The sequence below is a fragment of the Streptomyces sp. 63XJN7_1_ISO-PGPR-S23-121 genome (genome assembly GCF_056173025.1).
Genome location: NZ_CM149653.1, coordinates 119,633 through 144,953 on the forward strand (window position 1 = coordinate 119,633; position 25,321 = coordinate 144,953).

The window sequence follows — 25,321 nt, forward strand, 5'->3', positions numbered from 1 at the left end:
CTTCCCGGGGCCGGGCCCGTCCTACGGTCGGGACATGCGCGACCTCGCCTCACGGCTTCCGACCTCCCCCGGCTTCTGGCGCAGCCCGGTGCGGGGCCGCCGGTTCACGGCGGTGCTCGGCCTCGTCCTGCTCGCCGGCATCACCGTGCTGTTCGTGACGGGCCTGCTGTCGTACGCCGCCTACAACCCCGGTCTGGACCCGGTCAACGACAAGACCCCGGACAAGGGGATCCTCGGCTTCTACCTCTTCCCGTGGCCGGCCGGGCCGGACTGGCTGTACCGCCTCAGCCAGGGCGTCCACGTTACCCTCGGCCTCACCCTGATCCCGGTGCTGCTGGCCAAGCTGTGGTCGGTCGTGCCGAGGCTGTTCACGCTGCCGCCGGTCCGCTCGCTCGCCCACGGGCTGGAGCGGATCTCGCTGCTGCTGCTGGTCGGCGGCGGGCTCTTCCAGTTCGTGACCGGTGTGCTCAACGTCCAGCTGGACTACGTGTTCCCCGGCTCCTTCTACCCGCTGCACTTCTACGGTGCCTGGGTGTTCTTCGCCGCGTTCGTCACGCACGTCGTGCTCAAGGCGCCGATGGCGCTGCGCGCGCTCAGGGGGCCGCGCGACGAGCGCGGCGACGATCTGGCCGCACCCCGGCCCGACCCGCCCACCGTCTCGCGGCGCGGGGCGCTGTGGCTGGTCGGCGGCGGATCGCTGCTGATGTTCGCCACCAACGCCGGCCGCAGCTTCGACGCACCGCTGCGGGAGACGGCCGTGCTCTCGCCGCACGGCGGGCCCGAACCCGGCAACGGCCCCAACGGTTTCCAGATCAACAAGACGGCCGCCTACCTGGGCATCGACCCGGCCGGGACGCGCGACGACGTCTGGCGGCTCGTCGTCGTCGGGCGCACGGGAACCGTCCGGCTCGGCCGGGCCGAACTGCTGGACATGGAGCAGCACAGCGCCGCACTGCCGATCGCCTGCGTCGAGGGCTGGTCCACGTCCGACCAGTGGTGGCGCGGGGTGCGGCTGCGGGACCTCGCCGCGCGCGTGGGCTTCGGGGAGGACCCGCCGGACGTGTTCGTCGAGTCCCTCCAGCGGCACGGTGCCTTCCGCAGCGGGGCACTGCGCGCCAACCAGGTGGCCGAGGGCCGCTCCCTGCTCGCGCTGTCCGTCAACGGGGAGACGCTGAGCCTGGACCACGGGTATCCGGCGCGGATCATCGTGCCCGCCGCGCCCGGCGTGCTGAACACCAAGTGGGTGACGCGGATGACGTTCGGGGACCTGGGATGAGTGCCGTGACGAAGCGGGTGCGGGACCACGAGGGCGGGCTGCGGCCCGCGATCGGTGGTCCCTTCTCCCTCCTTCTGCTTCTCTGCTCGTTCGCGCTCGCCGGTTACGCGGGCGTACGGCTGCTCGCCGGCGACTGGCTCGGCGTGGCGCTGTGGTTCGTGGGGGCGGCGTTGGCGCACGACCTCGTGCTGCTGCCCCTGTACACGGTCGCCGACCGGGCTGTGGTACGGGGGCTGGGCGCGGCCGGACGGCGTGCGTGGGTCCTGTACGTGCGGGTGCCGGCCGCGTTCTCCGGGCTGCTGCTGCTCGTGTGGTTCCCGCTGATCAGTGGCCGGGTCGACCGGCGCTACCGGTCGGTCGCCGGGCTCTCGGCTGAGGGCTTCCTGTCCCGCTGGCTGCTGATCACGGCCGCGCTCTTCGGTGTCTCGGCTCTGCTCCTGGCGCTGCGGGCGCTGCGCAGCGCGACGAAGCGGCGCGCGCCGGACACCCACTGAGCGGCGGTCCGCCGGCCCGTTCACCGAGCCGTTCATCGGTCCGCCCGCCGGGCCGTGACCGCCGGGTACGCGGCCAGGCGGGCCGCGAAGCGGCCGTGCGGGGCCAGCGCGGCGACCGCCCGCGCGTCGGCGGCGGTGTCGACGTCGCGCAGGGGCGGCAGGTCGCGCACCCGCAGGCCGGCCGCGACGAGCCGCTCGCGCTGCACCACCCCCGTCACCGGCGTCGACATGGGCACGCCCCGCAGCAGGGCGGGGTCGGGGCGGGCCAGCCCCAGGGCCCAGAAACCGCCGTCGTCGGCCGGGCCGACGTACGCGTCACAACCGGCGAAGTCCACGGTGAGCAGCTCCGGCGTCACCTGCGGCGTGTCCATCCCGATGAGCAGGGCCGGCCCGGCGCACCCCGCGAAGGCCTGCGCGAGCCGTTCGTCGAGCCCGCCCGCGCACTGCGGTACGACGTCGAAGCCGGCCGGCAGCCAGGGCCCCGGGGAACCGTCGAGCACCAGCACCCGGCGCCGCGCGGGGGTCGCGGCGACGGCGTGCAGGGTGTCGGCGAGGGCCGCTTCGGCGAGCGCCGCCGCCTGGGCCGGGGTGAACGGCGGGGTGAGGCGGGTCTTGACCCGTCCGGGCCGCGGTTCCTTGGCGATGACGAGGAGGGTGGCCGCCATGCTCACCCCGACTTCCCCTCGCGGCCCGGGTCACACGGGACGGGGCGCACCGGTTCCTCGGACAGCACCCGGCGCATGTCCCGCACCGCGTGCCAGGTGCCGCGCCAGGTCCCCGTCACCTTCGAGGCGCCGGTGCGGGGCAGGTAGGGGACGTCGTGCTCGGTGATCCGCCAGCCCGCGTCGGCGGCGCGCACCACCATCTGGAGGGGGTAGCCGCTGCGCCGGTCGGTGAGACCGAGGGCGAGCAGCGGCTCGCGGCGGGCGGCACGCAGCGGGCCGAGGTCGTGCAGGCCCAGGCCGGTGCGGCGGCGCAGCATCCGGGCGAGGGCGAGGTTGCCCGCGCGGGCGTGCGCGGGCCACGCGCCCCGGCCCTGTGGGCGCCTGCGGCCGAGCACCAGGTCGGCCGTGCCGGAGCGCACCTCGTGCACGAAGGGCGTCAGCAGGGCCGGGTCGAGGGAGGCGTCGCAGTCGCAGAAGCAGACGACCTCGGCGGTGGCGGCGCCCAGTCCGGCGTGGCAGGCGGCACCGAAGCCGCGACGCGGTTCGGCCACGACGGTCGCGCCGAGGGCGCGGGCGAGGTCCGCCGAGCCGTCGGTGGAGCCGTTGTCGACGACGAGCGCGCGCCAGCCGTCGGGGATGCGGGCCAGGACCCAGGGGAGGGCCCCGGCCTCGTTCAGGCAGGGGAGTACGACGTCGACATCCGCGGGAGGCGAGGTGGTCACGGCCTTCACCCTACGAAGCCGAATCGGACACATCGCGGCGCTCCCCGCGCAGGTCCGCCCGCGCGAACTCCCGCATTCCCTCCGCGAACCCGACTCGGGGCCGCCAGCCCAGTTCCGCCCGCAGCCGTGCGGAGTCGGCGGTGATGTGGCGTACGTCGCCGAGGCGGTACTCGCCGGTGACGACGGGCTCGGGCCCGCCGTGGGCGACGGACAGGGCGGTCGCCATCTCGCCCACCGTGTGCGGGGTACCGCTGCCGGTGTTGTAGACCGTGAGCGTCCCGGACGGCGGATCGGCCTCCAGCGCCGAGACGTTCGCCGCCGCCACGTCCCGGACGTGCACGAAGTCACGGCGCTGGCGGCCGTCCTCGAAGACGCGCGGGGCCTCGCCGCGGGCGAGCGCGGAGCGGAAGAAGGACGCGACACCCGCGTAGGGGGTGTCGCGGGGCATCCTCGGCCCGTACACGTTGTGGTAGCGCAGCGACACCGCCGTCGCGCCGGTCGTCCGGGCCCACGCGACGGCCAGGTGTTCCTGGGCCAGCTTGGTGGTGGCGTACACGTTGCGCGGGTCGGCCGGGGTGTCCTCACCGACCAGTCCGGCGGAGAGGTCCGCGCCGCAGACCGGGCACGCGGGTTCGAACCGGCCCGCGTCCAGGTCGGCGACGGCGCGCGGCCCGGGCCGCACCGCACCGTGCCGGCCGCACGCGTACCGGCCCTCCCCGTACACGACCATGGACCCGGCGAGGACCAGCCGCCGTACGCCCGCCTCCGCCATGGCCGTGAGCAGGACGGCGGTGCCCAGGTCGTTGCGCGAGACGTACTCCGCCGCGTCGGCGAATCCGTCGCCCAGTCCCACCATCGCCGCCTGGTGGCACACGGCGTCCACCCCGGCCAGCGCCCGGGCGACGGCCTCCGGGTCGCGCACGTCGGCCCGGGGGTCCTCCCGGACGTCGTAGCCGACGGGTTCGTGCCCGTGGGCCCGCAGGGCCTCCACGACGTGGGACCCGATGAACCCGGCACCGCCGGTGACCAGTACGCGCATACGGCCACGCTAGGTCCGCGAGGCCGCCGGTGCCCGGTGCCGGGCCCCGGCACGTCACGAGTCCGCAAGGCGGGTGCGGGAACGGCGTCCCGGCGACTTTGCCATCTCTTTACAACCTACTCCGCCGCCGCCTCGTCTCTCCGCTCGATCCGCGACCACGCGACCACGCGTTCCCGCCCACCGACCACGGGCGGGCGGACCGACCGCAGAGAGAGAGAGAGCGACCCGATGCGCCGCACCATCCTCAGTGCCCTGGCACTCGCGTGCACCGCCGTCCTGGCGAGCACCGCCCCCGCGTTCGCCGACGGCCCGACCGCGACCCCCAGCAATCCCCCGGCGGCCGCCACCCCGAGCCAGGTGCCGACGCCCGTGCCGTCCGTCAGTTCCCCGGCGGAGGGTTCCGAGCCGAACCAGGGGTCGACGCCGGTGCCGACGCCGTCCGTCAGTTCCCCTGCCCCGGCCGCCGAGCCGAGCAGCCCGGCGGCCGGCGGTCAGGTCTCCGCCGTGCCCGCGGGCGCGCCCGACACCGGGGTGACGGCCTCCGAGTCCGCCGGGGGCGGCGGTGCCCTCGTCGGCGCGGGCGCCGGCACGCTCCTCGCCGCGGGCGGCGCGGTCGCATTCGTCGTGCGCCGCCGCCGGGCGACCGGGGCATGACCCCGTTCTCCAGGCGCGCCCTGGCCGGCCTCGCCCTGGCCTCGCTGCTGGTGGGCTGCGGCGGCGGGCCCGGGTCCGAGGGAGCCGGGACGACCGCGCCGCCCGCGCGTACGGCGCCGCCCGCGCGGTCCGACGCCGGGCCGGCGCGGCCCCTGGAGCGGTCGGTCCCGGTCGGCCTGCGCATCCCGGCCATCGGGGTCGACACCCCGGTGATGGCCCTGGGCCTGCAACCGGACGGCACCGTGCAGGTGCCGCCCGTCACGGACCACGACCGTGCGGGCTGGTACCGGCACTCGCCCACGCCGGGACAGGTGGGGCCGTCGGTCGTCCTCGGCCACGTCACGGTCGGCACCCACGGGGACGGCGTCTTCCGCCACCTGGAGCGGCTGCGCCGGGGCGACCGGATCGAGGCGCGCCTGGAGAACGGCACGGTCGCGGTGTTCACCGTCACGTCCCTGCGGACGGTGGCGAAGGCGGAGTTCCCCACGCAGGACGTGTACGGGGACGTGGACCGGCCGGAGTTGCGGCTCATCACGTGCGGCGGCCCGCACGACGGCGAGGGCTACCGGGACAACGTCATCGCCTTCGCCGAGCTGACCGCCACCGCGCCGACGGCCTCCGCGCCGTCGTGACCACGGGAACGCGGACGTCCGCTCCGGCGTCTTCCCCCTGCCCCCCACACGACCATGGAGAGCGTTGAAACGGTCCCGTGAGAGGGCGGCGTCCGAGCTGTTCGCCGCCCTCTACCCCCGCCTGGCCGGCTGGTGCCGCCGTCTCGTCGACGACGACGGGACGGCCCACGAGATCGCCTCCGAGGCCTTCACCCGGCTGTGGGCCCGCTGGACGTCCGTGGACGAGCCCCGCGGTTTCCTCTACGTCACCGCCGCCAACCTCGTCCGGGACCACTGGCGCAGGCTGGAGCGCGAGCGCCGGGCCGTGCGCCGGGTCACCGCGGAGGTCGCCGTCCGCCCGCACGACCAGCAGGCCGATCCGTCGGTACGCCTGCTCGTGCAGTCCCTGCCGGAGCGACTGCGCGTGCCGATCCTTCTCCACTACTACGCTGACATGCCGATCCGGGAGGTGTCCGTGCTGACCGGGCGCAAGGAAGGAACCGTCAAGGCCGACCTCCACGCGGCCCGCGAACTGCTCCGCGTCCATCTGAGGAGAAGCCTTGACCACACGCTTTGAGGGCGATCCGGACGGTCCGGAGTCCGTCTACGACGATCCGCACGATCCGCTGCTGGTCGTCCTGCGCCCGGGACCGGACTTCCTGGGCCCGCCGCCGGGCCGCTACGAGGCGATCCGCCGGGCGGCGTCCCGGCGCCGCCTGCTGCGCGCCGCCGCCGGGGCCGCCGCGACCTGTGCCGCCGCTGCCGCCCTGTTCACGCTGCCCCTCCAGTGGACGCAGCCGACACCGCCGGCCCGCCCGGCCGTTCCGCTGGCCCCGCCGCCCCCGGCCGTGCCCTCGCCGTCGTCGTCCCCGTCCCCGTCCCCGACGTCCCCGTCCCCGACGTCCGCGCCCACGCCGTCCCCGTCCGCGTCCGGCGCCCCGCCCCAGGGCCAGGGCCAGGCGGTCCTCAGTACGTCCGTCCCCGCCGCGCCGTTCGCCACTCCGAGCACGTCACCGGCCGTGGGCCGGCCGGCACCGGAGACCTCCTCCCCCGTCGGGGCGACGCCGACGGCCCGCCCGAGCACCGCCGCCACGCCCTCGGAGTGAGCCGTCGCGGGCGTGTCGCTGGGACAATCGGACGATGATCTATCACGTCGTACCGCTCGCCGACTGGGACGCCGATCCCGGCCGGCCGTACGCGCCCGCGTCCCTCGCCGCGGAGGGGTTCGTCCACTGCTCCCCTGACGAGGCGACGACCCTCGCCGTCGTCGACGCCTTCTACCGCACGGCTCCCCGGCCGCTGCTCGCCCTGGTCGTGGACGAGGAGCGGCTCACCGTGCCGTGCGTGTGGGAGGCGGCGGCTCCCGCTCCGCCGCCCGGGGTGGCCGAGGGCACCCTGTTCCCGCACGTGTTCGGCCCGGTCGACCGGGACGCCGTCGCGCGGATCCTGGAGGTCAGGTGGGACGACGAGGGCCGGGCGGCCGGTCTGGCCGCCGCCGGCTGACGCCGGGGCCCTCGTCGGTTCCGCGTGCCGGTGCCGCTCAGCCGTCCTGCTCGGAGGCGCCGCCGAGCAGTGCCGACGCGGTCTCCACCGCGGTGGCGGCGGGCGCGGGCGCGGGCACGGCCGCCGGGTCGGGGTGGCAGGTGAAGCCGAGCCGGGCCATGGCCCGGGTGACCTCGCCGCCGGTGAAGTCGCGGCGGTCCTGGCGGGTGATGACCGCACCCACCTGCTTGACGGGGTAGCGGCGGCGGGCGATGGTCACGGACTCACCCGTGATGGGCTCGGGGGTGATGCCCTTCATCGAGCTGATCACCCCGTCCTTGGTCAGGTCGAACGGGTACCGGGCGATGACGCAGCGCATGAGGCCTCACAGGGGAGCGGAGGGGATTCGGGGAGGGGGTGTGGCGTTCGTGGCGGCCGTGCGGCCGGACGGGGCGGGCCCCCGGGTGGGGGGAGCGCCGCGCGGCGGGGCCCGGTGCCGGGCCCCGGTCGCGCTGCCGGACTCAGGCCGCCGAGCCGCCGGTCGACTGCCGCCGCGGCCTGCGCCGGGGAGCGTCGCCGGCGGGCCGCCCCTGGCCTGAGCCGCCCTGCACGGACCGGCCCTGCCCCGCGCGGCCCTGGCCGGTGCCGCCCCCCTGCGCGCCGCGGCCCGCACCGCCGCCGCGGCCACGGCGGCCACGGGACGAGGAGCCCCCGGACGCGGCGCGCCGGGGACGCTCCACGACCGGCGCGGCGATGACCACGGGAACGCCGGACGGCGCCTGCGCGCCGGTGATGCGGGTCAGCTCCTCCTCGCCCGACCGGACGGGGGTGATCTGCGGGGTGATCCCGGCCGACACCATCAGCCGGCTGAAGTCGCGCCGCTGGTTGGGGGTGACCAGGGTGACGACGCTGCCGGACTCGCCCGCGCGGGCGGTACGGCCGCCCCGGTGCAGGTAGTCCTTGTGGTCGCTGGGCGGGTCGACGTTGACGACCAGATCCAGGTTGTCGACGTGGATGCCGCGGGCCGCCACGTTGGTCGCCACCAGCGCGGTGACCTGTCCGTCCTTGAACTGGGAGAGGGTCCGCGTGCGCTGCGGCTGGGACTTGCCGCCGTGCAGACCCGCCGCGCGGACGCCGCTGCTCAGCAGGTGCTTCACCAGCCGGTCCACGGCGTGCTTGGTGTCGAGGAACATGATGACCCGGCCTTCGCGCGCCGCGATCTCGGTGGTCGTGCGGTGCTTGTCCGCCTCGTGCACGTGCAGCACGTGGTGCTCCATCGTGGTGACCGCGCCGGCCGACGGGTCGACGGAGTGAACCACGGGGTCCGTCAGGTAGCGCTTCACCAGCCGGTCGACGTTGCGGTCGAGGGTGGCGGAGAAGAGCAGCCGCTGCCCGTCCGGGCGCACCTGGTCGAGCAGGGCGGTGACCTGGGGCATGAAGCCCATGTCGGTCATCTGGTCGGCCTCGTCCAGGACGGTGATGGCGACGTCGTCCAGCCGGCAGTCGCCCCGGTCGATGAGGTCCTTGAGGCGTCCGGGCGTCGCGACGAGGAGCTCGGCCCCCGCCCGCAGGGCGCCGGCCTGCTTGCCGATCGACATGCCGCCGACGACGGTCGCCGACCGCAGTCCCACGGCGCGGGCGTACGGGGTGAGCGCGTCGGTGACCTGCTGGGCGAGTTCACGGGTGGGGACGAGCACGAGGGCGAGCGGCTGCCGCGGCTCGGCACGGCGTCCCGCCGTACGGGCCAGCAGGGCGAGGCCGAAGGCGAGGGTCTTGCCCGACCCGGTACGGCCGCGGCCGAGCACGTCACGGCCGGCCAGCGAGTTGGGCAGGGTCGCCGCCTGGATCGGGAACGGCTCGGTCACGCCCTCGCGGCCGAGCGCGGCCAGCAGGGCCGGCGGCATGGCGAGGTCGGCGAAGGCCTCCACGGCCGGCAGCGCCGGGGTGATCGTCTTCGGCAGCGCGAACTCGCCCTGGGGAGCGGCCGGCCGGCGCCCGGACGAGCCCTGGGAGCGGCGCGGGCCGCCGGACCGCCCGGCCCCTTCGGAGTACCGGCCGCCGCCCTTGCCGGAGGCCGGGGCCCCGTTGCGCGTGCGGGTGGATCGGGTGTTCGTGCGTGTGCGGTTCATGCGGAACCTTCCTTGATACGGCACGTATCGAGGGAGTCCCGCAGCGGTGGAGCAGCGCAGGGAATCGCAAGAACGGGCCGGCCCCGGTCGGATTCGGCGCGAGTGGGCCGTGGGACCGGGAGAATCGGGTGAATCGAAAAGAATGGAATGGTCAGGGACGGAGGAAATCGCGGGAATTCGGATTCACGCCCTGAAACGCCGCGAGCTGGGGCCCGCACCCTTCAGGTGCGGGCCCCAGCTGCGAAGTGTGTGTGAGCGTCAGGCGGGAACGATGTTCTCGGCCGTCGGGCCCTTCTGGCCCTGCGCCACGTCGAACGTCACCTTCTGGCCTTCCAGCAGCTCGCGGAAGCCCTGGGCGTTGATGTTCGAGTAGTGGGCGAACACGTCGGGGCCGCCGCCGTCCTGCTCGATGAAGCCGAAGCCCTTTTCGGCGTTGAACCACTTCACGGTACCGGAAGCCATGTGAATCTCCTTCGGAAACGGTGCTCGGAGCCCGCCCTGTGCGCGCCCCGGTCGCCGCGATGATCACCCCGTCGGAAAAACCTTCAGGCAACCACTACTGCAACTTCCATCGACAGTAGCACGCCGTGATCGGCCGGGCGCCGGGGATAATCCCGCCCCGGAGGGCCGGGAGGGGAATATTCCTGGCGCATGACGCCGAATTCTCCAGTCATGGCCGCAGATATTGCTCCGCCCCGAACGCAGGGTCCACCGGCGTCCTCGTCCCTCGCGGCGCCCTGACCTCCGCCGACGGCGTCACGGGGCACCGGTGTCCGTCCCGGCACGGGAGACGCCGCGGGCGTCGTCGCCGTCCCGTGCCGAGACGAGGAGCACACCGGCCGCGAGAGGGACCGGAGCCCGTCAGCGGCGGGCCTTGGCCCGGTCGAGGGCGGCGACACCGAGCGCCGCGAGGACGATCTGGATGAGCCACTCGACCCAGTCGACGCCGTTGGTGTCGGCGACGCCGAAGGCCGCGGCGAGGGCCGATCCGACGAGGGCGGCGACGATGCCGACCGCGATGGTCCACAGGATGCCGATGCGCTGACGTCCGGGAACGACGAGCCGGCCCAGGACGCCGATGACGATGCCGATCACGACGGCGCTGATGATGCCTGATATCTCCATGCTTGCCCCTCGGGTGGATTTATCTCGTCCTTACGGATGCCCGTTCGAAGCGCGTGCAGTCCGGCGGGGAGCGGCGCCCGCCGTCAGACGTTGACGCCGAAGTCGGCGGCGATGCCGGCCAGCCCGGAGGCGTAGCCCTGGCCGACGGCGCGGAACTTCCACTCGGTGCCGTGGCGGTAGAGCTCGCCGAAGACCATCGCGGTCTCGGTGGAGGCGTCCTCGGAGAGGTCGTAGCGGGCGATCTCCTGGTTGCCGGCCTGGTTGACGACCCGGATGAAGGCGTTGCGGACCTGGCCGAAGCTCTGGCCGCGGTTCTCCGCGTCGTGGATGGAGACCGGGAAGACGATCCGCTCGATGCCGGCCGGGACGGCGGCGAGGTCCACCTTGACGCACTCGTCGTCGCCCTCGCCCTCGCCGGTGAGGTTGTCGCCGGTGTGCTCGACCGATCCGTCCGGGCTGGTGAGATTGTTGTAGAAGACGAAGTGCCCGTCCGTGGGCACCCGGCCCGAGGCGTCCAGGAGCAGCGCGGAGGCGTCGAGGTCGTAGTCGGTGCCGGTCGTGGTGCGCACGTCCCAGCCGAGGCCGACCAGGACGGCGGTCAGGCCCGGCGCCTCCTTGCTGAGCGAGACGTTGCCACCCTTGGCCAGGGAAACTCCCACTGCGTACTCCTTCTCGGTGAGTGCGGTCGTGGTCCACGGCGCGGACACGGTCTCGAATCTACAGCAATGTAGAAGATGTCCGGCGGGCGGTCCGCCCGGCCCGGGGCGTCTATACGATGTCCGCCCGGGAAACGGGCGGCGGCGGAGAGAAGGGAGTGCGGGCGTGGCGGATGACCGGCGTCCCCGGCGGCGGGGGCAGGGCGAGCTGGAGGCGCTGGTGCTCTCGGTGCTGCGTGGGGCGGAGGGTCCGGCGACGGCCGGCTGGGTGCAGGAGCGCCTGGGCGGGGACCTGGCCTACACGACGGTGGTCACGATCCTGACCCGCCTGCTGGACAAGGGCGCGGTGAGCCGGGAGCGCGCGGGCCGGTCCTTCGCCTGGACGCCTGCCGCGGACCAGGCCGGTCTGGCCGCGCGCCGGATGCGCGGGGTGCTGGACGCGGAGAGCGACCGCGGGGCGGTGCTGGCGAGCTTCGTGACGGGCCTCGACCCGGCCGACGAACGGCTGCTGCGCGACCTGCTGGGCGACGCGCGGGCCGCGGAGGAGGACTGACGTCGCCCGTCCGCCCGGGGCCGGGCGGACGGGCGGGGCGGGAGCGCCCCCGGCGCGGGCACTTCCAGCGGCCCCCGCACCCCGGATCCGCCCCGCCGCGTCCCGCCCGAGGGCAACGCCCGCCGCGCCGGCACTACTTGCTGACGGCGAAACGCATCAGGGCGTGCTCGTCCCCCTGCTTGATCTTCCCCGTCTCGTTGATCACTTCCAGCTTCCACGAACCGCCGACCCGCACGGCCTTGGCCACGGCGCAGCCGTTGTCCTGGCTGAGCATGCTGGGCCAGATGTCGGCGACCTGCTGGGTGCTGCCGCCGGTCGCGTCGTAGACCTTGAAGCTGACGTTGCGGGCCTTCTGGAAGGAGCTGCCCTTCTTGTAGGCGGCGGCGACGAACACGATCGACGTGATCACCGCCGGGAGCCGCGCGAACTCGACGGTCACCGTCTCGTCGTCCCCGTCCCCGTGCCCCGTCTGGTTGTCGCCGCTGTGGAGCAGCGAACCGTTGCCCATCGGGTCGAGCGAGTCGATCCCGGCGAGGCGCACCGGGTCGCCGCCCTGCATGGCGATGGCGATCAGGTCCAGGTCGGTGCCGGACTTGCGGCGCAGCTTGCCGAGCACTCCGCCGCTGCTTCCGGCGGTCGGGTCCCAGGAGACGCCGATGGACAGGTGGGTCACTCCGTCCAGGTCCGCCGGGCCGTCTTCCTTGGTGAGCGTGATCATGCGCGCGTCCTCCTCCGTCAGGTAACTACTACGCAAAGTCTGCCTGGCACCCGGTGATTCCGGGACGACGGGTCGGACTCGCGCGGTTCTGCCCGCCGTCGGGCGGGCCGGGCGGTCGTCGGCCGGGAGGTTCAGCGCACCGGGAAGCCGAAGGCGCGGTCCTGCTCCCTGAGCCAGGGCAGGACGCGGCGCAGGGCCTCGACGGTCTGGGAGCGGTCGCCGCCGGCGTCGTGGAAGAGCAGCGTCGGCCCGTTGGGCAGTTCCCGCTCCACGGTGGCGACGATGGCGTCCGTGCCCGGCCGCTCGAAGTCCTTGGTGTCCACGTTCCAGCCCAGCGGGCGCATGCCGTGGGAGGCGGCCAGCTTGCGGCTGTACGGGGTGAAGGCGCCGCCCGGTGCCCGGTAGTACACCGGACGAACGCCCCCGGACGCCTCGGTGATCATGCGCTCGGCGTCGAGGATCTCCTTCGCCTGGTACGCCTCGGACTTCTTGTCCATGGAGGTGTCGTGCGAGACGGAGTGGTTGCACAGCTTGTGCCCGGCCTCGACCACGTCCTTCACGAGGTCCGGGTGGGCCTGCGCCTGGATGCCCGTCATGCAGAACGTGGCCTTCACCTCGTACTCCCGCAGCACGTCGAGCACTTGGGGTGTCCAGGCGGGGTCGGGGCCGTCGTCGATGGTGATGTTGACGCCGCTCGCCCCCGCGTCCGAGGCGTGCGCGATGGTCACGGCGACGTGCCCGGCGTCCTCGCCCGGGGTGGCCGACGCGGTCGCCTCCGGCGAGGAGGCGCCCACGGAGTCCGCCTGCGCGGTCCACACCGAGGCACCGACGGCGAGCATCGTCACCCCGAGCGCCGCCCCGACGACCTTGCCGTACCAGCCCCGCCCGCCACTGTGCCGTGCCATGTCCGCCCCGCTTCCACGCCGTTGCCCGTCTCGGTCACCTCGAGTCCACCTGGCATGACGACGAACGGCGGCCGGGGGATGCGTCCGTTACCGATCACGGACAATTCCGGGGGGATTCGTGAACAACTCGACGGGCGGGGGCGGATCGTGGCCCCGGCATCACAGGTCGAGCTGGTACTCCAGGGCCCGGTGCGTGGGGACGTAGCCCAGGGCGTCGTTGACGGCCCGCATGTGGGTGTTGCTGTCCGCCGTGTCGGTGACCAGGCCGGCGAGTGCGGGGTGGTCGGCGCGGGCGAGGCGGATCGACTCGGCCTTCATCCAGTGGCCGAGGCCGTGGCCGCGGTGCTCGGGCAGCACGCCGGTGCCGTAGTGCAGCCCGTCGCCCTTGCCGTCGCCCGGCACGACGAGTTCGGAGAAGCCGACGACCGAGCCGTCCGACTCGTCGACGGCGGCCACCGTGGTGAGCAGGTCCCCGCGGTCGGCGACGGCCCGGGCGGCGGCCAGGACCCGCTCGACGTCCCAGGCGACGACGCCGTAGTCGGTGTCGTCCATGGGCATGTCGTCCATGGCGCGGCGCGACGCGGCGAAGCTCTCGGCCAGTTCCCCGGGGACGGTGCCGCGCCACGACACGAGACGGTAGCCGGGGTGCGGCCGCCGGGCCGCCGCGTCGATCCCGCCCGCCCTGTCGCTGTCCCACCCCCGCAGCGGGAGCCGCGCGTACGTCAGCGCCAGCACCCTGCGGAAGCCGTGTGCGGCGAGGAAGTGATCGCCGGGCGTCCCCGCGTCGGCCCGGGCCAGCACCGACCTCCGGCCGGCCTCCCGCGCGGCGGCCACCGCCGCCTCGAGCAGCCGCGAACCGACCCGACGGCGCCGCTCCGCGCTGTGCACGTTCACCTGGAGCTCCGCCAGGTGTTCCTGTCCCTCCCGGGTGAACACCCGCAGGAACGCGGACCCGAGGGGCTCGCCGTCGTCCCGGGCGGCCAGCCACGCGAGGCGGTGGCCGGACGAGGTGCGTTCGGGATCGGCGAGGGCGGTGACGCGGAGGGACAAGGGGTGCTCCGAGGGGACCGGCGGAACGAGGGCGGCCCCAGTCGACCACGCGGTGGGCGAGGGCGACAGCGGATTTCGGCGGGCGGGGCGCGACGCGACTCCTTTCCTCGCCCCACCGGATCCCGGGAGCGCCGGCCCTGGGCGTCCGCACCTGTGCGACTCGCGAAAAGGCTTATAAACTGGGCCAGTTGGTGCGGGGTGTGTGCGTGACGGGTGTCGAGTGCGGAGGGCCACGTGATGCGGATCGGGGAGATGCGGCTCGGTGACGGGACCGCGGTGCGGGTCGAGGTCGACGGACAGGACGAGAGCGGTGTCGACCGGGTGGGCCGGGGGTCGGCCGTCGTCCGGGACTCGGCGCACACCCTCCAGGAGGCGCTCGCGCACATCGGGCCCGCGGTCGAGGCGGTGGCCGCCAGCGTCCGGGGCCTGGCGAACCGGCCCGACACGGTGAGCGTGGAGTTCGGCATCAAACTGTCCGCGGAAGCGGGCGTCGTGGTGGCCAGGGCGGCGAGCGAGGCCAACTTCGCCGTACACCTGGAATGGGACACCCGGGACCCCGGATAATCGGGTACATGACAGCGTTCCGGGGGGAAGCGGCGCTGGAGTCGGGCCTCGCCCGCGTACAGTGCGCCGACGGGATCGCGGGGGCGGGATTCCTCGTGGCGGCCGACGTCGTCTGCACCTGCGCCCATGTCGTCGCGGACGCGCTGGGACTGCCGCGGGACACCGCGGCCCCGCCCTCCGGGACCGTACGGGTGGAGTTCCCGCTCGCGCGGGACGCGGGGGGAAGCGTCCCCGTCCGTCACGCCCGGGTCGTCTCCTGGCAGCCGCTGCTGGGCGACGACACCGGTGACGTGGCCCTGCTGCGCCTCGACGCACCCGTCTCCGGCGCCCGCCCGGTGCCCCTGGTGGACGGGACGTCCGTGTGGGGGCACACCTTCCGCGCGTACGGGTTCCCGGGTGGTGCCGACCACGGGGTGTGGGCGGCCGGCACGCTGCGGAGCGTCCAGGGCGCGGGCTGGGTGCAGATGGACACCGGCCCCGGTGGCCCGCGGGTGACCAACGGCTACAGCGGCGCGGCGGTGTGGGACGACGTGCAGGGCGGGGTCGTCGGGCTGGCCGTGGCGGCCGGTCGCGGCGATCTGGCGGGCACCGCGTTCCTCGTCCCGTCCGCCGCGCTCGTGGACGAGGCGGTGCTGCGCCCCACGTGTCCGTTCCGCGGCCTCGACGTGTTCGAGGAGGAGGACAGCGCGTTCTTCCACGGACGCGAGGACGACGTGGAGCGGCTCCTCGCGTCGATCACCGGGCGTCCCCTCACCGTGGTCGTCGGCCCCTCGGGATGCGGCAAGTCCTCGCTGATCCGCGCCGGCCTGCTGCCGCGGCTGCGCGCGGACGGCACGGGGGTGACCGTGCTGCGCCCCGTGCCCGGCAGCCCGCCCGGGGCACTGCTGGCGCACGCGCTCGCACCCGTCCTGGAGCCGGACCGCGGGGAGATCGACCGGATCGGCGCGGCGGAGAGACTGGCGCGCATGCTGGACGGCGAGTCCGGCGAGTCCGGCGGAACCTCCGGGCCCGCGGACCGGGCCGGAGCGGACGGCGAAGGCATCCCGCCCGCCGTCGCCGCCCTGCGCGCCTCGCTCCAGGAGCGGACCGGCCGAGCCGGTCACCTCATCGTCGTCGACCAGCTCGAGGAGTACGCGGGCGCCGAACCGGCGGCCGCGCGCACCCTGCTCCGTCTCCTCCTCGCGCTGACCGAGGACCCGGGCGCGGGGCGCGGGCCGCGCGTCGTGGCCACCGCACGTCAGGAGTCCCTCGACGTCCTGCTGACCTCCCACACGTCCCGCTCCCTGAGCGACGCCGTCCTCTTCCTCGCCCCGCTCGACGCGGAGAACCTGCACCGCGCGGTCACCGGCCCCGTCGACGCCGTACCGGGGCTGTGGCTGGAGCCCGGCCTCGCCGAGCGCGTCGTCGAGGACGCCGCGGACGAGCCCGGCCGGATGCCGCTGGTGGAGTTCACCCTCACCAGGCTCTGGGAGCGGCGCGAACGCTCCATGCTCACCCACGCCGCCTACGACGAACTCGGCGGCGTCACCGGGACCCTGGTGGGCTACGCGGACGACGCCTACCGGACGCACGTGCCCGAGGCCGACGAGGGCCTGGCCCGCAGGCTGTTCGTGCAGCTGGCCCGCCCCGACGACCGGGGCGGATACATCCGCCGCGCCGTACCCGCCGCCGGGCTCGACCCGGCCGCCGCGGCGCTCGCCCGCCGTCTCGCCCGGGGGAAACTGGTCGTCCTCGGCGAGACGGCCGACGGCACGGAGATCGTCGACCTCACGCACGAGGCCCTCACCCGGCTGTGGCCCCGGCTGCGCGCCTGGCTGGACGACAGCAGGAACTTCCGGCAGTGGCAGGAGCAGCTGCGCACGGACATGGCGCGCTGGGAGGAGAAGGGCCGCGAGACGGGCGCCCTCCAGCGCGGCCGGACCCTCGCCGAGGCCGAGGAATGGCTCCAGCGGCTGCCCGAGGACGTGACCGCGGACGAGCGCGCCTACATCGAGGCGGGCCGCCGTTACGCGCGGCGGACGGTCCGCAGGCTGCTGGCGGGAGGCGCGCTGCTGACGGCACTGCTGCTGGTGGCCGGCACGCTGGGCACGGTCGCCTGGAACACCGGCAGCGAGCTCCGGACCCAGTTGCGCACCCTCGCGGCCCGCGCGCTCGCGGAGGAGTCCGGCAGCGTGCAGGCCCGGCAGCCGGGCAGGGCGGTGCAGTGGGCGCTCGCCGCCTGGCACGCCGACCGGACGGTACCGCGGGCGCGGGAGGCCCTGCTCGCGCAGTACGCCCGCACCCGGTACGTCCGCGGCCTGCACACCGGCCTGTGGCGGGGCCGCGTCCAGGACCTGGTCGCCACCCCGGACGGCGGCACCCTCGCGGTGCGCTCCAAGCCCGACGGCAAGGACCCGTACGAGGTGTCCGTCGTCACCGGCGTACTCGACGGCACACCGCGGCACCACCTGCTCGACGGCGTCCCCGCCACCCAGCCGCGCGCCGCGCTCAGCCCCGACGGGCGCCACTACGCCGCGGCCATGCCCGACGGCACGGTGTGGCTGTGGCGGCTGGACGGACAGGGCGGCAGACCGGCGAAACTCGGCGGACGGCTCACGGCCGAGGGCGACACCGTCTCCGGCGGACTGGACTTCAGCGCGGACGGCACCCGGCTGCTGCGGTGGCTCGACATCCACACGCCCGCCGACGAACGGGTGCGACCGCGGGCCCTGCTCGCCGCCTGGGACCTCGCGGACCTGAAGCCGCTCCCGGTGGCGGACACCGTGGTGTCGACCGCCGGGAACCAGACCGTGCGTTTCGGCGAGGACACCGGCACCGTCGAGGTCACGACGGCCGACTCCGAGGACGCCGGAACCCCCGACGGCACCGTGCTGCGCGACCTGCGCACGGGCCGTGAGCTGCGGAGGATCCCGGCCGCCGGTGCCCCCGGCGAGTGGGTGAGCTCCGACTCCACGGGCGCCTACGGCTTCGACACGGCGGAGAACGGCGACGCCGGTTACGCCGACCTGACCCTCGGCCGACGCGGCACGGACGACACGTACGTCACCCGGCTGCCCCTGGACGACGAGCCGGGCTACGAGGACCCGAAGCTCACCGTCGCGCGGCGGGAGGAGGGCGGGCTGACCGTGCTCTCCCCGGTCGGGGACACCCTGGTGGTGGCCCACGCGCCCGCCGTGCCCCGGCCCGACTCCGCGGAGAGCGACGAGGCGTCGGTCCTGTCGCCGGACGGCGACCGGAGCGCGCGGCTGGCGAAGGACGAGGTGCGGGTGGTGGACCTCGTGCACGGGGGATCCACGGCCGGCGCACTGCCGGCCGGCTTCGACTCGTACGGGTCGAACCTCGTCTGGACCCAGGACGGCAGATACCTCGTACTCGCCGAGGAGGACGGTTCGCGCCTGCACGTGTACGACGCCGACGCGCCGTCCCACCGCACCGACGTGCCGGCGGGCGAGGGCCCGGCGACCGAGGAGGAGCGGACGTTCACCGGCACCGTCGAGCCCCTGCCCGACGGCGACGTGGTCGCCCTGACCCGGGCTGGCACCCTGCTCCGGGTGGACCCGGAGCGCGGCGTGCGGACGGGCGAACCGCTGACGGTGGACCCCTCGCCGCGCGACCGGGGCTTCCCCCCGTACCGGAGCCGGGTCGTGAGCCGCCCGGGCCACCCGGAGCAGGTGGCCGTGGTGACGCCCGACGACGCGGACGAGGGCACGATCCAGCTCTGGGACCTGCGCACCCGGACCCGGCTGGCGCCGCTGAAGGGCGACGAGGTCGGCTGGGCCTTCGAAGGAGGTGCCGACTCCGACGACCTGGTCTTCTCCCCGGACGGCCGGTACCTGGCCGTGGCCCACAACGACGGCAGGGTGCACCGCTGGGACCTGGAGAAGAAGGACCCCCTCGGCACACCCGTCCCCGTCACCGTGGCCGACGACGTCCTGGCGGTCACGGACGACGGAATGCTGATCACGTCCGAGGCGGGCGCCGGATACGAGCTGTGGGACCTCGCCGGCGTCCGCATCGGCATGATCCCGAGCCGGCCGTACTCCACGGCGGTCTTGCGGGGCACCGAGCTGGTCGTGGAGGACGAGGGCCGGCGCACGGCCTTCGCCCTGGACCCCGGCACGTGGTTCCGCGACCTCTGTGCCCGCGCGGACCGCGCCTTCACCGCCGAGGAACGCGAGCACCTCCCGCCCGGCACCCCGTCGGAACCACCGTGCGACGGTGCTTGACGGCTTCTACTTCGCGCCGGGGGCCCGGTAGGCGACCTGCCGGCGGGCGGCCTCGTCGACCTCGTCGGGGGTGAGCAGCGGTGTGGCCCGGGTGCGCAGGCCGCCGCTCGCCTTGACCGCGAGACTGACGGCGGCCATGGAGACCGCGTCGGGGAAGTCGACGACGATCACGGTGTCGTCCTCCCCGAAGGCGAAGTACATGGCCTCGACCGTCCCGCCGAGGCCGGTGACGACCTGCTCGACGGCGGCGCGGCGGCCGCTCGCGCCGTCCTTGAGGAGGCCCTTGGCGCCCTCGGACGTGTAGGTGGCCTGGATGAGGAACTTCGGCATAGGGACGCTCCGTGCCTTCGCGTGTGCTGGGTGGGGATGCCTTCCCGCCGCCGGGCCGCCCGCCCGTCGGCGGGCGGCCGGATTCACCCGTGGGGACCCGTCTCCGGGGCGGCGGCCGAGCCTGCTCAGTGGTGGAAGCCGACGCGGGCCTCGTCGTGGGGGCGCCCCTGCTCGAGGCGCTTGATCGCCCTGCGCATGTCCTCGGCGAGGAGTTCGATCGCGTCCCGGTCGACGCCGTGCCGGATGAGCACGCGCTGGATCACGGTCTCCTGGCGGTCGGGCGGCAGCGGATAGGACGGCACCTGCCAGCCGCGCATGCGGAGCAGGTCGGACAGGTCGTACAGGCTCCAGCCGACCGAGGCCGGGTCGGTCAGGGTCCAGGAGGCGGCCGGAAGTGCGTCGGTTCCGTCGTAGAGCAGCGTGAAGGGGCCCATTTCGGCGACCTGCCGGGCGAGGTGCTGCGCCGTGTCGGCGCACGCCTGGTAGACGCGCCGGTATCCCTCGGTGCCCAGCCGCAGGAACATGTAGTACTGCGCGACGACCTGGCCGCCGGGCCGGGAGAAGTTCAGCGCGAGGGTGGGCATGTCGCCGCCGAGGTAGTCGACGTGGAAGACCAGGGCCCCCGGCAGGGCCTCCTTGTCGCGCCACAGGGCCCAGCCCACCCCGAGCGGCGCCATGCCGTACTTGTGTCCGGAGGCGTTGACCGAGGCGACCCGCGGCAGGCGGAAGTCCCACTCCAGGTCGGGGTGGAGGAAGGGGGCGATGAACCCGCCGGACGCCGCGTCGACGTGCAGGGGGACGTCGACCCCGGTCTCCGACTGGATGCGGTCGAGTTCGGCCGCGATCTCCGCCACCGGCTCGTAGGTGCAGGTGTAGGTCACCCCGAGGATCGCCACTACGCCGATGGTGTTCTCGTCGACGTACTGCCGGAGCTGGTGCGGCTGGAGACCGGTCGCCCCCGGCTCCACCGGCACCTGGCGCAGCTCCACGTCGAAGTAGCGGGCGAACTTCTCCCAGCAGACCTGCACCGGCCCGCACACCAGGTTCGGCCGGTCGGTCGGCAGGCCGGCCGCGCGCCGCCGGTCGCGCCACCGCCACTTCAGCGCGAGGCCGCAGAGCATGGCGGCCTCGCTGGAGCCGGTGGTGGAGCACCCCACGGCCGGTGCCGTCCCGCCGCCGGGCGCGTGCCACAGGTGGGCGATGATGTTGACGCACCGGGACTCGATCTCCGCGGTCTGCGGGTACTCGTCCTTGTCCACGATGTTCTTGTCGAGGCACAGGTCCATCAGCCGGCGGACCTCGTCGTCCGTCCAGGTGGTGCAGAACGTGGCCAGGTTCTGGGCGGCGTTGCCGTCCAGGAGCAGTTCGTTGCGCAGCAGCTCGTAGACGACGTGCGGGGGCGCCGGCAGCTCCGGCATCAGCCGCTTGGAGAGGGGCTTCTCGCTGATCGGTGACGTGAAGATGTCGGCGGCCGGATCGGCGGCCGTCTCCTTGGCGTCGTGCAGAGCCACGGGTGCGCCTTTCGCGTCGTCCTGCCGTGTCTCTCGGAGGCTATGGGCGGCACCGCGCGCCCGACACCGGACGTACTCCACCCGGGCGTGACGTCGGAGGACGAGTGGCGCGTCCTGCTTCACCCTCGCCGGCCTCCTGCAACACGGGGAACGCCCTTGAACGCCCTGTCATCGGCCCGGAGGCCCGTGCGCGGAGACGGCGCTCGCCGGGCGAGCGGGCCGGGGACGACGGCCGGGACCGTCACGCAGGGACGTCACGGGGGGTTCCCCGTGCCGGAAGCCCTCCGCAGCAGTCCCCTCTCCATCGCCACCACCACCGCCCTGGTCCGGTCGTTCACGTCGAGTTTGGCGAACAGGCGGAGCAGGTGGGTCTTCACCGTCGCCTCGGCGATGACGAGCCGCCGCCCGATCTCGGCGTTGGTCAGACCGTCCGCCACCGCGCGCAGGACGTCCGCCTCGCGGGCCGTGAGCGGGACCTGGGCGGGCTGCCGCATCCGGGCGACCAGCCGCTCGGCCACCCGGGGCGCCAGTACCGTCTCACCCCGGGAGGCGGTGTGGATCGCGTCGACCAGCTGCTCACGGGTGGTGTCCTTGAGCAGGTAGCCGATGGCCCCGGCCTCCACTCCGCGCTCGATGTCCGCGTCGGTGTCGTACGTCGTCAGGATCAGCACACGGGTACGGGGAAAGCGGGCCACGATCTCGGTCGTGGTGGCCACTCCGTCGAGCACCGGCATGCGCAGGTCGACCAGGGCGACGTCGGGCTCGTACCGCTCGACGAGTTCGAGGGCCTCGAGGCCGTCGCCCGCCTCGCCGACGATCTCGATGCTCGTCTCGGACGAGAGGAGAGCCACCACTCCGGCCCGCATCACGGTGTGGTCGTCCACCACGACGATGCGAATCCCTCCGCCCGTCATGCCCCGGCCCCGCTCTCTCCCGGTGCCGGGGAAGCCAGGGGTATCGACGCCAGTACGCGCGTACCGTCACCCACCGAACTCGTCACCGTCAGCCTCCCGCCCAGCTCCGCCAGCCGCTTGCGCATCCCGTCCAGACCGAAACCCGCCGACTCCCCCACCACGAAACCGGTCCCGTCGTCGGTGATCTCCAGCTCCACCCCGTACGCCTGCCGGGTCAGGACCACACCGACCGTGGAGGCCCCCGCGTGCTTGCGTACGTTGGCCAGGGACTCCTGGGTGCAGCGCAGCAGCGCGATCCGGGTCTGCTGGTCGCACTCCAGGTCCTCCAGGTCGGCGTCCACGGTGAGCCCGGTGTCCTCCGCGAAGCGGTCCACGGTCCGGCGCAGCGTCCGCGCCACCGAACCGGCCGCCACCTGGCCCGGCCCCGGTCCCCGCGCCGAACCGACCAGCTCCCGCGCCTCCGCGAGGTTCTCCCGCGCGGTCGACTCGATCGACCGCAACTGCTGCGCGCTGCGCGCGGTGCCGGAGTCCAGCCCCGCGCGGGCCGCCTCCGCGAGCACGATGATCGAGGCGAAGCCCTGCGCGAGCGTGTCGTGGATGTCCCGCGCCATCCGCTCCCGTTCGTCCGCCGCCCCCTGCCGCTGATGGGCCTCGGACAGCTGCGCCTGCGTCCGCTCCAACTCGTCGATGAGCCGCGCCCGTTCCTCGCTCTGTGCGACCACCGAATGCGCCCAGAGCCCGATCAGCACCCCCACCGCGACGACGATCAGCGTGGACACGAGCGTCTCGCTGAAGAACTCCACCGTCCAGCCGTCCTGCCGCAGGACACTCCCGATCAGGGTGCCGGCCGTGGCCAGTCCCAGAAAGGCCATCGAGGCCCTCGGCGTCCGGCCGAACATCCAGTAGTGCGGCAGGGTCACCATGAACAGCGCCGCGTAGTTGCCGCGCAGGTACGCGAGCCCTCCCAGCGCGACCACCAGCACCGAGAGGTAGACGTGGGGCCGTACGACGGGGTGGTCCGGGAACCGGTGCAGGACCGCGTAGCACAGCACCACCCCGCCCAGCAGCGCGAGCGCGGCGTACTTGCTCCCGCCGGGCCGGTCCATGGCGACGAGTCCCACGGCCATCAGGGCGAACAGCGCCCAGCACACCGCGTTCCAGCGGCGCAGCGGGGTGGCCCAGAAGACGTCGGCGGCGGGCCCGGCGAGAGTGGTCATGCCGATCAACGTACGTCGACCGCCGACCGCACCGGCTCCCTTTTCCCCACACCGGCCGCCGCACCCCGCGCTCCCCGCCCGGGCCACCAACTGGCCTCACCGAGCAGGAGCATGGCCGACGGCAGCACCAGGACCCGGACGACGACGGCGTCGATCAGCACGGCCGCCGCCAGCACGAAGCCGATCTGCTTCATCTCGATGATGTGCAGGAACACGAAGCTGGCGAAGACGGTCGTCATCACGACCGCGGCGCTGGTCACCACGCTCGCCGAGGAGCGGATCCCGTCGAGCACCGCCTGCCGCGTCGGGACGCCGGCGAGCACGGCCTCCCTGATCCGGCTCACCACGAACACCTGGTAGTCCATCGACAGCCCGAAGAGGATCACGAAGAGGAAGAGCGGCACGCGGGACCCGATCGACCCCGTGGAGTCGAAGTCCAGCAGCCCCTCGGCCCAGGTCCCCTGGAAGACCAGGACGAGCAGCCCGAGCGCCGCCGCCGCGGACAGCAGGTTCAGCGCGACGCCGATCAGGCCGAGGACGACCGACCGGAAGGCGTACACGGTCATCGCGAACGTCACCAGCAGCAACGCCCCCAGCACCAGCGGGAGTTTGCCGTTCTGGTGGGCGGGATAGTCGGCGTAGCGGGCGACGTCACCGCTCACCCCGAACTCGGCGCCGTCGATCCGGCCCACCGTGGCGGGCAGGTAGTCGTCCCGCAGCCGGTCGAGGGAGTCGTACGCCTGGTCGGAGTTGCCCAGGTACGGCACCTTCAGCTCGAGGACACTGGTCCGGTGGTCGGCCGACGTCCGTATCTGCGAGGCGCCGGTGAACAGGGCGTCGTCCCCGGCCCGCCGGGCCACCTCGCGCAGGGCCGAGGCGACCTCCGCGGCGTGCGGGGCGTCGGCGCGCACCACGACCTGGTGGGTCACCCGCTGCTCGGGGAACGCCTCGTTGAGCCGGTCGTACACCCGCATCGCGGGGATGTCGCGGGAGTGCGTGTCCCGGCTCATCTCCGTGATCCTCAGTCCGGCCAGCGGAGCGACGAGCGCGAGGAGGCCGAGGACCGAACAGCACAGGGTGGCCAGGGGATGCCGGGCCGCGGGCCGCAGCAGTGCCGCCCACACCCGGCCGTCGCCTCCCCGGCCCCGCACCCGGCGGGCGGGCTTCCCGCCCCGTGCCCGCCGCAGTTCCCTGCGCTCGGCCCGCTGCCCGAGCTTGACCAGGAGCGCGGGCAGTGCCGTCAGCGAACTGGCCACCGCGACCAGGACGACGATGATGGTGCCGGTCGCCAGCGAGGAGAAGATCACGTCGGAGGCCAGGTACAGCGTCGCCGTGGAGGCGACGACCGCGAGCCCGGAGACCACGACCGCCCGGCCCGAGGTCGCGGCCGCCAGCTCCACCAGTGCCGCGGAGCCGAGACGGCCGCCGGAGCGGGCCCGCTCCTCGCGCTCGCGCTTGAGGTAGAAGAGCGTGTAGTCGACGCCGACCGCCAGGCCGATCATGAGGATGACGTTCGTGCCGACCCCGGCGTCGGGGGAGAGGTGCGAGGCGGCCATGGAGAGCCCGATCGCCGCCGCGATCGACGACAGCGCCAGCAGCAGCGGCACCCCGGCCATGGTGACCGAACCGAACACGACCAGCAGGGTGACGAGCGTGACCGGAAGCGTGATCGCCTCCGAGAGCGCCAGGTCGTCGCCGCGCTGCTGATCGACGCCCTTGCTGATGGACGGGCTCCCGGTCTCCTGGAGGAGAAGGCCCGGGTGGTCCCTCTGCACCGCCGCGGTCTGCTCCACGAGCGCGTCGACCTTGTCCTTGGCGTCCCGCTCCTCGCCCTTCAGCGCCACCTCGACCATGAGGACCGTACGGTCGCCGGAGAGCAGCGGGGCGGCCACGCCCGCGACGTCGGGCAGCCGCTTCATCCGGGCGGTGAGATCCGCGGCGGCGGCCTCGGCCGTGCGCCGGTCGAGAGCACCGGACCTCGCGGAGATCAGCACCTGCTCGGCGGACCTGCGCTCCAGATGCCCTTCGGCGGCAAGGGCCTCGGCGCGGCCCGCCTCGCCGACCCGGTAGTCCGCCGTCTTCGCGCTGTTCGTACCGACGGCACTGCCGGCGCCCAGACAGAGCGCCACGAACACCAGCCAGCCGGCGATCGCCCGCCAGGGGTGCCGGGCGCTCCACCGCGCCATGCGCACAGAGAATGACTTCATGCCCAAAAGCGTGGCTGAACAGGGCAGTTGCCGGACAGAGGTACTCGGTTGAACCTGCCGTCCACCGGTCGGTGGACACCCACCCTGGGGAAAACCCGAGTTCCCCGGTAAGCGCTACCTCGACTGGGAGCTTCCCGACCCGGCCGGGCAAGGGGTCGAGGCGGTCCGCCCGATCCGCGACGAGATCGAGAAGCGCATCCGCGGCCTGGTCGACGAGGCCGCCCCGGCGAGCTGAGCGTGAGCACCGCCGACGCGTACCGCATCACCGCGACG

The 25,321-nt window shown here is 74.1% G+C and carries 26 protein-coding genes and 1 pseudogene; 11 read left to right on the top strand and 16 right to left on the bottom strand.

From position 1 onward, the window contains the following. Nucleotides 1-34 precede the first annotated feature (34 nt). Both AC0VYN_RS00540 and AC0VYN_RS00545 read left to right on the top strand, forming a co-directional pair. Nucleotides 35-1,276: a molybdopterin-dependent oxidoreductase gene (locus AC0VYN_RS00540; RefSeq protein ID WP_475534303.1), complete on the top strand. Its 1,242-nt coding sequence runs from the start codon at nt 35-37 to the stop codon at nt 1,274-1,276. Beyond that, complete coding sequence (locus AC0VYN_RS00545) at nt 1,273-1,770, top strand: hypothetical protein (RefSeq protein ID WP_475534304.1); 498 nt, start codon at nt 1,273-1,275, stop codon at nt 1,768-1,770. The genes AC0VYN_RS00540 and AC0VYN_RS00545 overlap by 4 nt, the downstream gene beginning before the upstream one ends. A gap of 32 nt (nt 1,771-1,802) precedes the next feature. Here AC0VYN_RS00545 and AC0VYN_RS00550 read toward each other — a convergent pair whose 3' ends face one another. Genes AC0VYN_RS00550 through AC0VYN_RS00560 form a run of 3 tightly spaced genes read right to left on the bottom strand, consistent with a single transcriptional unit; the run spans nt 1,803 to nt 4,196 of the window. After that, complete coding sequence (locus AC0VYN_RS00550) at nt 1,803-2,435, bottom strand: TIGR04282 family arsenosugar biosynthesis glycosyltransferase (RefSeq protein ID WP_475534305.1); 633 nt, start codon at nt 2,433-2,435, stop codon at nt 1,803-1,805. A gap of 2 nt (nt 2,436-2,437) precedes the next feature. Next, nucleotides 2,438-3,166, bottom strand: a complete 729-nt coding sequence (locus AC0VYN_RS00555) for a glycosyltransferase family 2 protein (RefSeq protein ID WP_475534306.1) — start codon at nt 3,164-3,166, stop codon at nt 2,438-2,440. Between the two features lies 1 nt (nt 3,167). Beyond that, entirely contained in the window at nt 3,168-4,196 is a 1,029-nt protein-coding gene (locus AC0VYN_RS00560) for an NAD-dependent epimerase/dehydratase family protein (protein WP_475534307.1), read from the bottom strand. Between the two features lie 228 nt (nt 4,197-4,424). Between AC0VYN_RS00560 and AC0VYN_RS00565 the strand changes: the two genes are divergently transcribed. The 5 genes from AC0VYN_RS00565 (at nt 4,425) to AC0VYN_RS00585 (ending at nt 6,964) form a co-directional block, all read left to right on the top strand. Continuing rightward, complete coding sequence (locus AC0VYN_RS00565; RefSeq protein WP_475534308.1) at nt 4,425-4,850, top strand: sortase-dependent protein; 426 nt, start codon at nt 4,425-4,427, stop codon at nt 4,848-4,850. Further along, nucleotides 4,847-5,482, top strand: coding sequence for a class F sortase (locus tag AC0VYN_RS00570; RefSeq protein WP_475534309.1), 636 nt, complete (start codon nt 4,847-4,849; stop codon nt 5,480-5,482). Before AC0VYN_RS00565 ends, AC0VYN_RS00570 begins: the two co-directional genes overlap by 4 nt. A 64-nt stretch (nt 5,483-5,546) precedes the next feature. Further along, a complete protein-coding gene (locus AC0VYN_RS00575; RefSeq protein WP_385459901.1) occupies nt 5,547-6,038 on the top strand; it encodes an RNA polymerase sigma factor in 492 nt (163 codons plus the stop codon). Further along, nucleotides 6,022-6,567 (top strand): hypothetical protein, encoded by a 546-nt coding sequence (locus AC0VYN_RS00580; protein WP_475534310.1) that lies wholly within the window; start codon nt 6,022-6,024, stop codon nt 6,565-6,567. The genes AC0VYN_RS00575 and AC0VYN_RS00580 overlap by 17 nt, the downstream gene beginning before the upstream one ends. 34 nt (nt 6,568-6,601) lie before the next feature. Next, nucleotides 6,602-6,964, top strand: coding sequence for a DUF952 domain-containing protein (locus AC0VYN_RS00585; RefSeq protein ID WP_475534311.1), 363 nt, complete (start codon nt 6,602-6,604; stop codon nt 6,962-6,964). 37 nt (nt 6,965-7,001) lie between these two features. Here the strand turns inward: AC0VYN_RS00585 and AC0VYN_RS00590 are convergent, their stop codons facing one another. The 5 genes from AC0VYN_RS00590 to AC0VYN_RS00610 all read right to left on the bottom strand — a co-directional run bounded on the left by AC0VYN_RS00590 (nt 7,002) and on the right by AC0VYN_RS00610 (nt 10,856). Continuing rightward, a complete protein-coding gene (locus tag AC0VYN_RS00590) occupies nt 7,002-7,322 on the bottom strand; it encodes an SCO5918 family protein (RefSeq protein ID WP_475534312.1) in 321 nt (106 codons plus the stop codon). A 142-nt stretch (nt 7,323-7,464) separates the two neighbouring features. Next, on the bottom strand, nt 7,465-9,072 hold the full coding sequence (locus AC0VYN_RS00595; protein WP_475534313.1) for a DEAD/DEAH box helicase: 1,608 nt from the start codon (nt 9,070-9,072) through the stop codon (nt 7,465-7,467). A gap of 258 nt (nt 9,073-9,330) precedes the next feature. Beyond that, nucleotides 9,331-9,534: a cold-shock protein gene (locus tag AC0VYN_RS00600; protein ID WP_475534314.1), complete on the bottom strand. Its 204-nt coding sequence runs from the start codon at nt 9,532-9,534 to the stop codon at nt 9,331-9,333. Nucleotides 9,535-9,933: 399 nt separating this feature from the next. Continuing rightward, nucleotides 9,934-10,197, bottom strand: a complete 264-nt coding sequence (locus tag AC0VYN_RS00605) for a GlsB/YeaQ/YmgE family stress response membrane protein (protein WP_475534315.1) — start codon at nt 10,195-10,197, stop codon at nt 9,934-9,936. Between the two features lie 83 nt (nt 10,198-10,280). After that, a complete protein-coding gene (locus AC0VYN_RS00610) occupies nt 10,281-10,856 on the bottom strand; it encodes a TerD family protein (RefSeq protein ID WP_475537049.1) in 576 nt (191 codons plus the stop codon). Nucleotides 10,857-11,019: 163 nt separating this feature from the next. Here AC0VYN_RS00610 and AC0VYN_RS00615 point away from each other — a divergent pair, with 163 nt between their 5' ends. Then, nucleotides 11,020-11,406: a BlaI/MecI/CopY family transcriptional regulator gene (locus AC0VYN_RS00615; RefSeq protein ID WP_386919522.1), complete on the top strand. Its 387-nt coding sequence runs from the start codon at nt 11,020-11,022 to the stop codon at nt 11,404-11,406. Between the two features lie 133 nt (nt 11,407-11,539). Here AC0VYN_RS00615 and AC0VYN_RS00620 read toward each other — a convergent pair whose 3' ends face one another. The 3 genes from AC0VYN_RS00620 to AC0VYN_RS00630 form a co-directional block, all read right to left on the bottom strand. Continuing rightward, entirely contained in the window at nt 11,540-12,124 is a 585-nt protein-coding gene (locus AC0VYN_RS00620) for a TerD family protein (protein WP_385459916.1), read from the bottom strand. A 131-nt stretch (nt 12,125-12,255) separates the two neighbouring features. Next, nucleotides 12,256-13,029, bottom strand: coding sequence for a polysaccharide deacetylase family protein (locus AC0VYN_RS00625; RefSeq protein ID WP_475534316.1), 774 nt, complete (start codon nt 13,027-13,029; stop codon nt 12,256-12,258). Between the two features lie 159 nt (nt 13,030-13,188). Beyond that, a complete protein-coding gene (locus tag AC0VYN_RS00630) occupies nt 13,189-14,079 on the bottom strand; it encodes an N-acetyltransferase family protein (protein ID WP_475534317.1) in 891 nt (296 codons plus the stop codon). A 237-nt stretch (nt 14,080-14,316) separates the two neighbouring features. On the opposite strand from AC0VYN_RS00630, the gene AC0VYN_RS00635 reads away from it, so the two are divergent. Further along, nucleotides 14,317-14,643, top strand: a complete 327-nt coding sequence (locus tag AC0VYN_RS00635; RefSeq protein ID WP_475537050.1) for a CU044_2847 family protein — start codon at nt 14,317-14,319, stop codon at nt 14,641-14,643. A gap of 8 nt (nt 14,644-14,651) precedes the next feature. Further along, nucleotides 14,652-18,869 (top strand): nSTAND1 domain-containing NTPase, encoded by a 4,218-nt coding sequence (locus AC0VYN_RS00640; protein WP_475534318.1) that lies wholly within the window; start codon nt 14,652-14,654, stop codon nt 18,867-18,869. Between the two features lie 6 nt (nt 18,870-18,875). Here AC0VYN_RS00640 and AC0VYN_RS00645 read toward each other — a convergent pair whose 3' ends face one another. From AC0VYN_RS00645 to AC0VYN_RS00665, 5 genes are all read right to left on the bottom strand, one after another. Then, nucleotides 18,876-19,199: a GYD domain-containing protein gene (locus tag AC0VYN_RS00645; RefSeq protein ID WP_475534319.1), complete on the bottom strand. Its 324-nt coding sequence runs from the start codon at nt 19,197-19,199 to the stop codon at nt 18,876-18,878. A gap of 125 nt (nt 19,200-19,324) precedes the next feature. Then, nucleotides 19,325-20,710 (bottom strand): glutamate decarboxylase, encoded by a 1,386-nt coding sequence (gad, locus tag AC0VYN_RS00650; protein ID WP_475534320.1) that lies wholly within the window; start codon nt 20,708-20,710, stop codon nt 19,325-19,327. Nucleotides 20,711-20,964: 254 nt separating this feature from the next. Further along, nucleotides 20,965-21,624, bottom strand: coding sequence for a response regulator (locus AC0VYN_RS00655; RefSeq protein ID WP_475534321.1), 660 nt, complete (start codon nt 21,622-21,624; stop codon nt 20,965-20,967). Next, nucleotides 21,621-22,841 (bottom strand): sensor histidine kinase, encoded by a 1,221-nt coding sequence (locus AC0VYN_RS00660; protein ID WP_475534322.1) that lies wholly within the window; start codon nt 22,839-22,841, stop codon nt 21,621-21,623. The genes AC0VYN_RS00655 and AC0VYN_RS00660 overlap by 4 nt, the downstream gene beginning before the upstream one ends. Nucleotides 22,842-22,846: 5 nt before the next feature. Then, the gene (locus tag AC0VYN_RS00665; protein WP_475534323.1) at nt 22,847-25,048 is read right to left on the bottom strand and encodes an MMPL family transporter; all 2,202 of its coding nucleotides are present in this window, start codon (nt 25,046-25,048) and stop codon (nt 22,847-22,849) included. Nucleotides 25,049-25,142: 94 nt separating this feature from the next. On the opposite strand from AC0VYN_RS00665, the pseudogene AC0VYN_RS00670 reads away from it, so the two are divergent. Beyond that, nucleotides 25,143-25,283, top strand: a pseudogene (locus AC0VYN_RS00670) (phosphotyrosine protein phosphatase); the annotation flags it as partial. Nucleotides 25,284-25,321 lie beyond the last annotated feature (38 nt).

Bases quoted from the DNA above. Each gene is read 5' to 3' on its own strand.
- AC0VYN_RS00590 (WP_475534312.1), bottom strand. From the start codon at position 7,322: ATGCGCTGCGTCATCGCCCGGTACCCGTTCGACCTGACCAAGGACGGG.
- AC0VYN_RS00595 (WP_475534313.1), bottom strand. From the start codon at position 9,072: ATGAACCGCACACGCACGAACACCCGATCCACCCGCACGCGCAACGGG.
- AC0VYN_RS00640 (WP_475534318.1), top strand. From the start codon at position 14,652: ATGACAGCGTTCCGGGGGGAAGCGGCGCTGGAGTCGGGCCTCGCCCGC.
- AC0VYN_RS00550 (WP_475534305.1), bottom strand. From the start codon at position 2,435: ATGGCGGCCACCCTCCTCGTCATCGCCAAGGAACCGCGGCCCGGACGG.
- AC0VYN_RS00560 (WP_475534307.1), bottom strand. From the start codon at position 4,196: ATGCGCGTACTGGTCACCGGCGGTGCCGGGTTCATCGGGTCCCACGTC.
- AC0VYN_RS00665 (WP_475534323.1), bottom strand. From the start codon at position 25,048: ATGAAGTCATTCTCTGTGCGCATGGCGCGGTGGAGCGCCCGGCACCCC.
- AC0VYN_RS00565 (WP_475534308.1), top strand. From the start codon at position 4,425: ATGCGCCGCACCATCCTCAGTGCCCTGGCACTCGCGTGCACCGCCGTC.
- AC0VYN_RS00540 (WP_475534303.1), top strand. From the start codon at position 35: ATGCGCGACCTCGCCTCACGGCTTCCGACCTCCCCCGGCTTCTGGCGC.
- AC0VYN_RS00545 (WP_475534304.1), top strand. From the start codon at position 1,273: ATGAGTGCCGTGACGAAGCGGGTGCGGGACCACGAGGGCGGGCTGCGG.
- AC0VYN_RS00660 (WP_475534322.1), bottom strand. From the start codon at position 22,841: ATGACCACTCTCGCCGGGCCCGCCGCCGACGTCTTCTGGGCCACCCCG.
- AC0VYN_RS00620 (WP_385459916.1), bottom strand. From the start codon at position 12,124: ATGATCACGCTCACCAAGGAAGACGGCCCGGCGGACCTGGACGGAGTG.
- AC0VYN_RS00635 (WP_475537050.1), top strand. From the start codon at position 14,317: ATGCGGATCGGGGAGATGCGGCTCGGTGACGGGACCGCGGTGCGGGTC.
- AC0VYN_RS00625 (WP_475534316.1), bottom strand. From the start codon at position 13,029: ATGGCACGGCACAGTGGCGGGCGGGGCTGGTACGGCAAGGTCGTCGGG.
- AC0VYN_RS00645 (WP_475534319.1), bottom strand. From the start codon at position 19,199: ATGCCGAAGTTCCTCATCCAGGCCACCTACACGTCCGAGGGCGCCAAG.
- AC0VYN_RS00655 (WP_475534321.1), bottom strand. From the start codon at position 21,624: ATGACGGGCGGAGGGATTCGCATCGTCGTGGTGGACGACCACACCGTG.
- AC0VYN_RS00600 (WP_475534314.1), bottom strand. From the start codon at position 9,534: ATGGCTTCCGGTACCGTGAAGTGGTTCAACGCCGAAAAGGGCTTCGGC.
- AC0VYN_RS00585 (WP_475534311.1), top strand. From the start codon at position 6,602: ATGATCTATCACGTCGTACCGCTCGCCGACTGGGACGCCGATCCCGGC.
- AC0VYN_RS00605 (WP_475534315.1), bottom strand. From the start codon at position 10,197: ATGGAGATATCAGGCATCATCAGCGCCGTCGTGATCGGCATCGTCATC.
- AC0VYN_RS00570 (WP_475534309.1), top strand. From the start codon at position 4,847: ATGACCCCGTTCTCCAGGCGCGCCCTGGCCGGCCTCGCCCTGGCCTCG.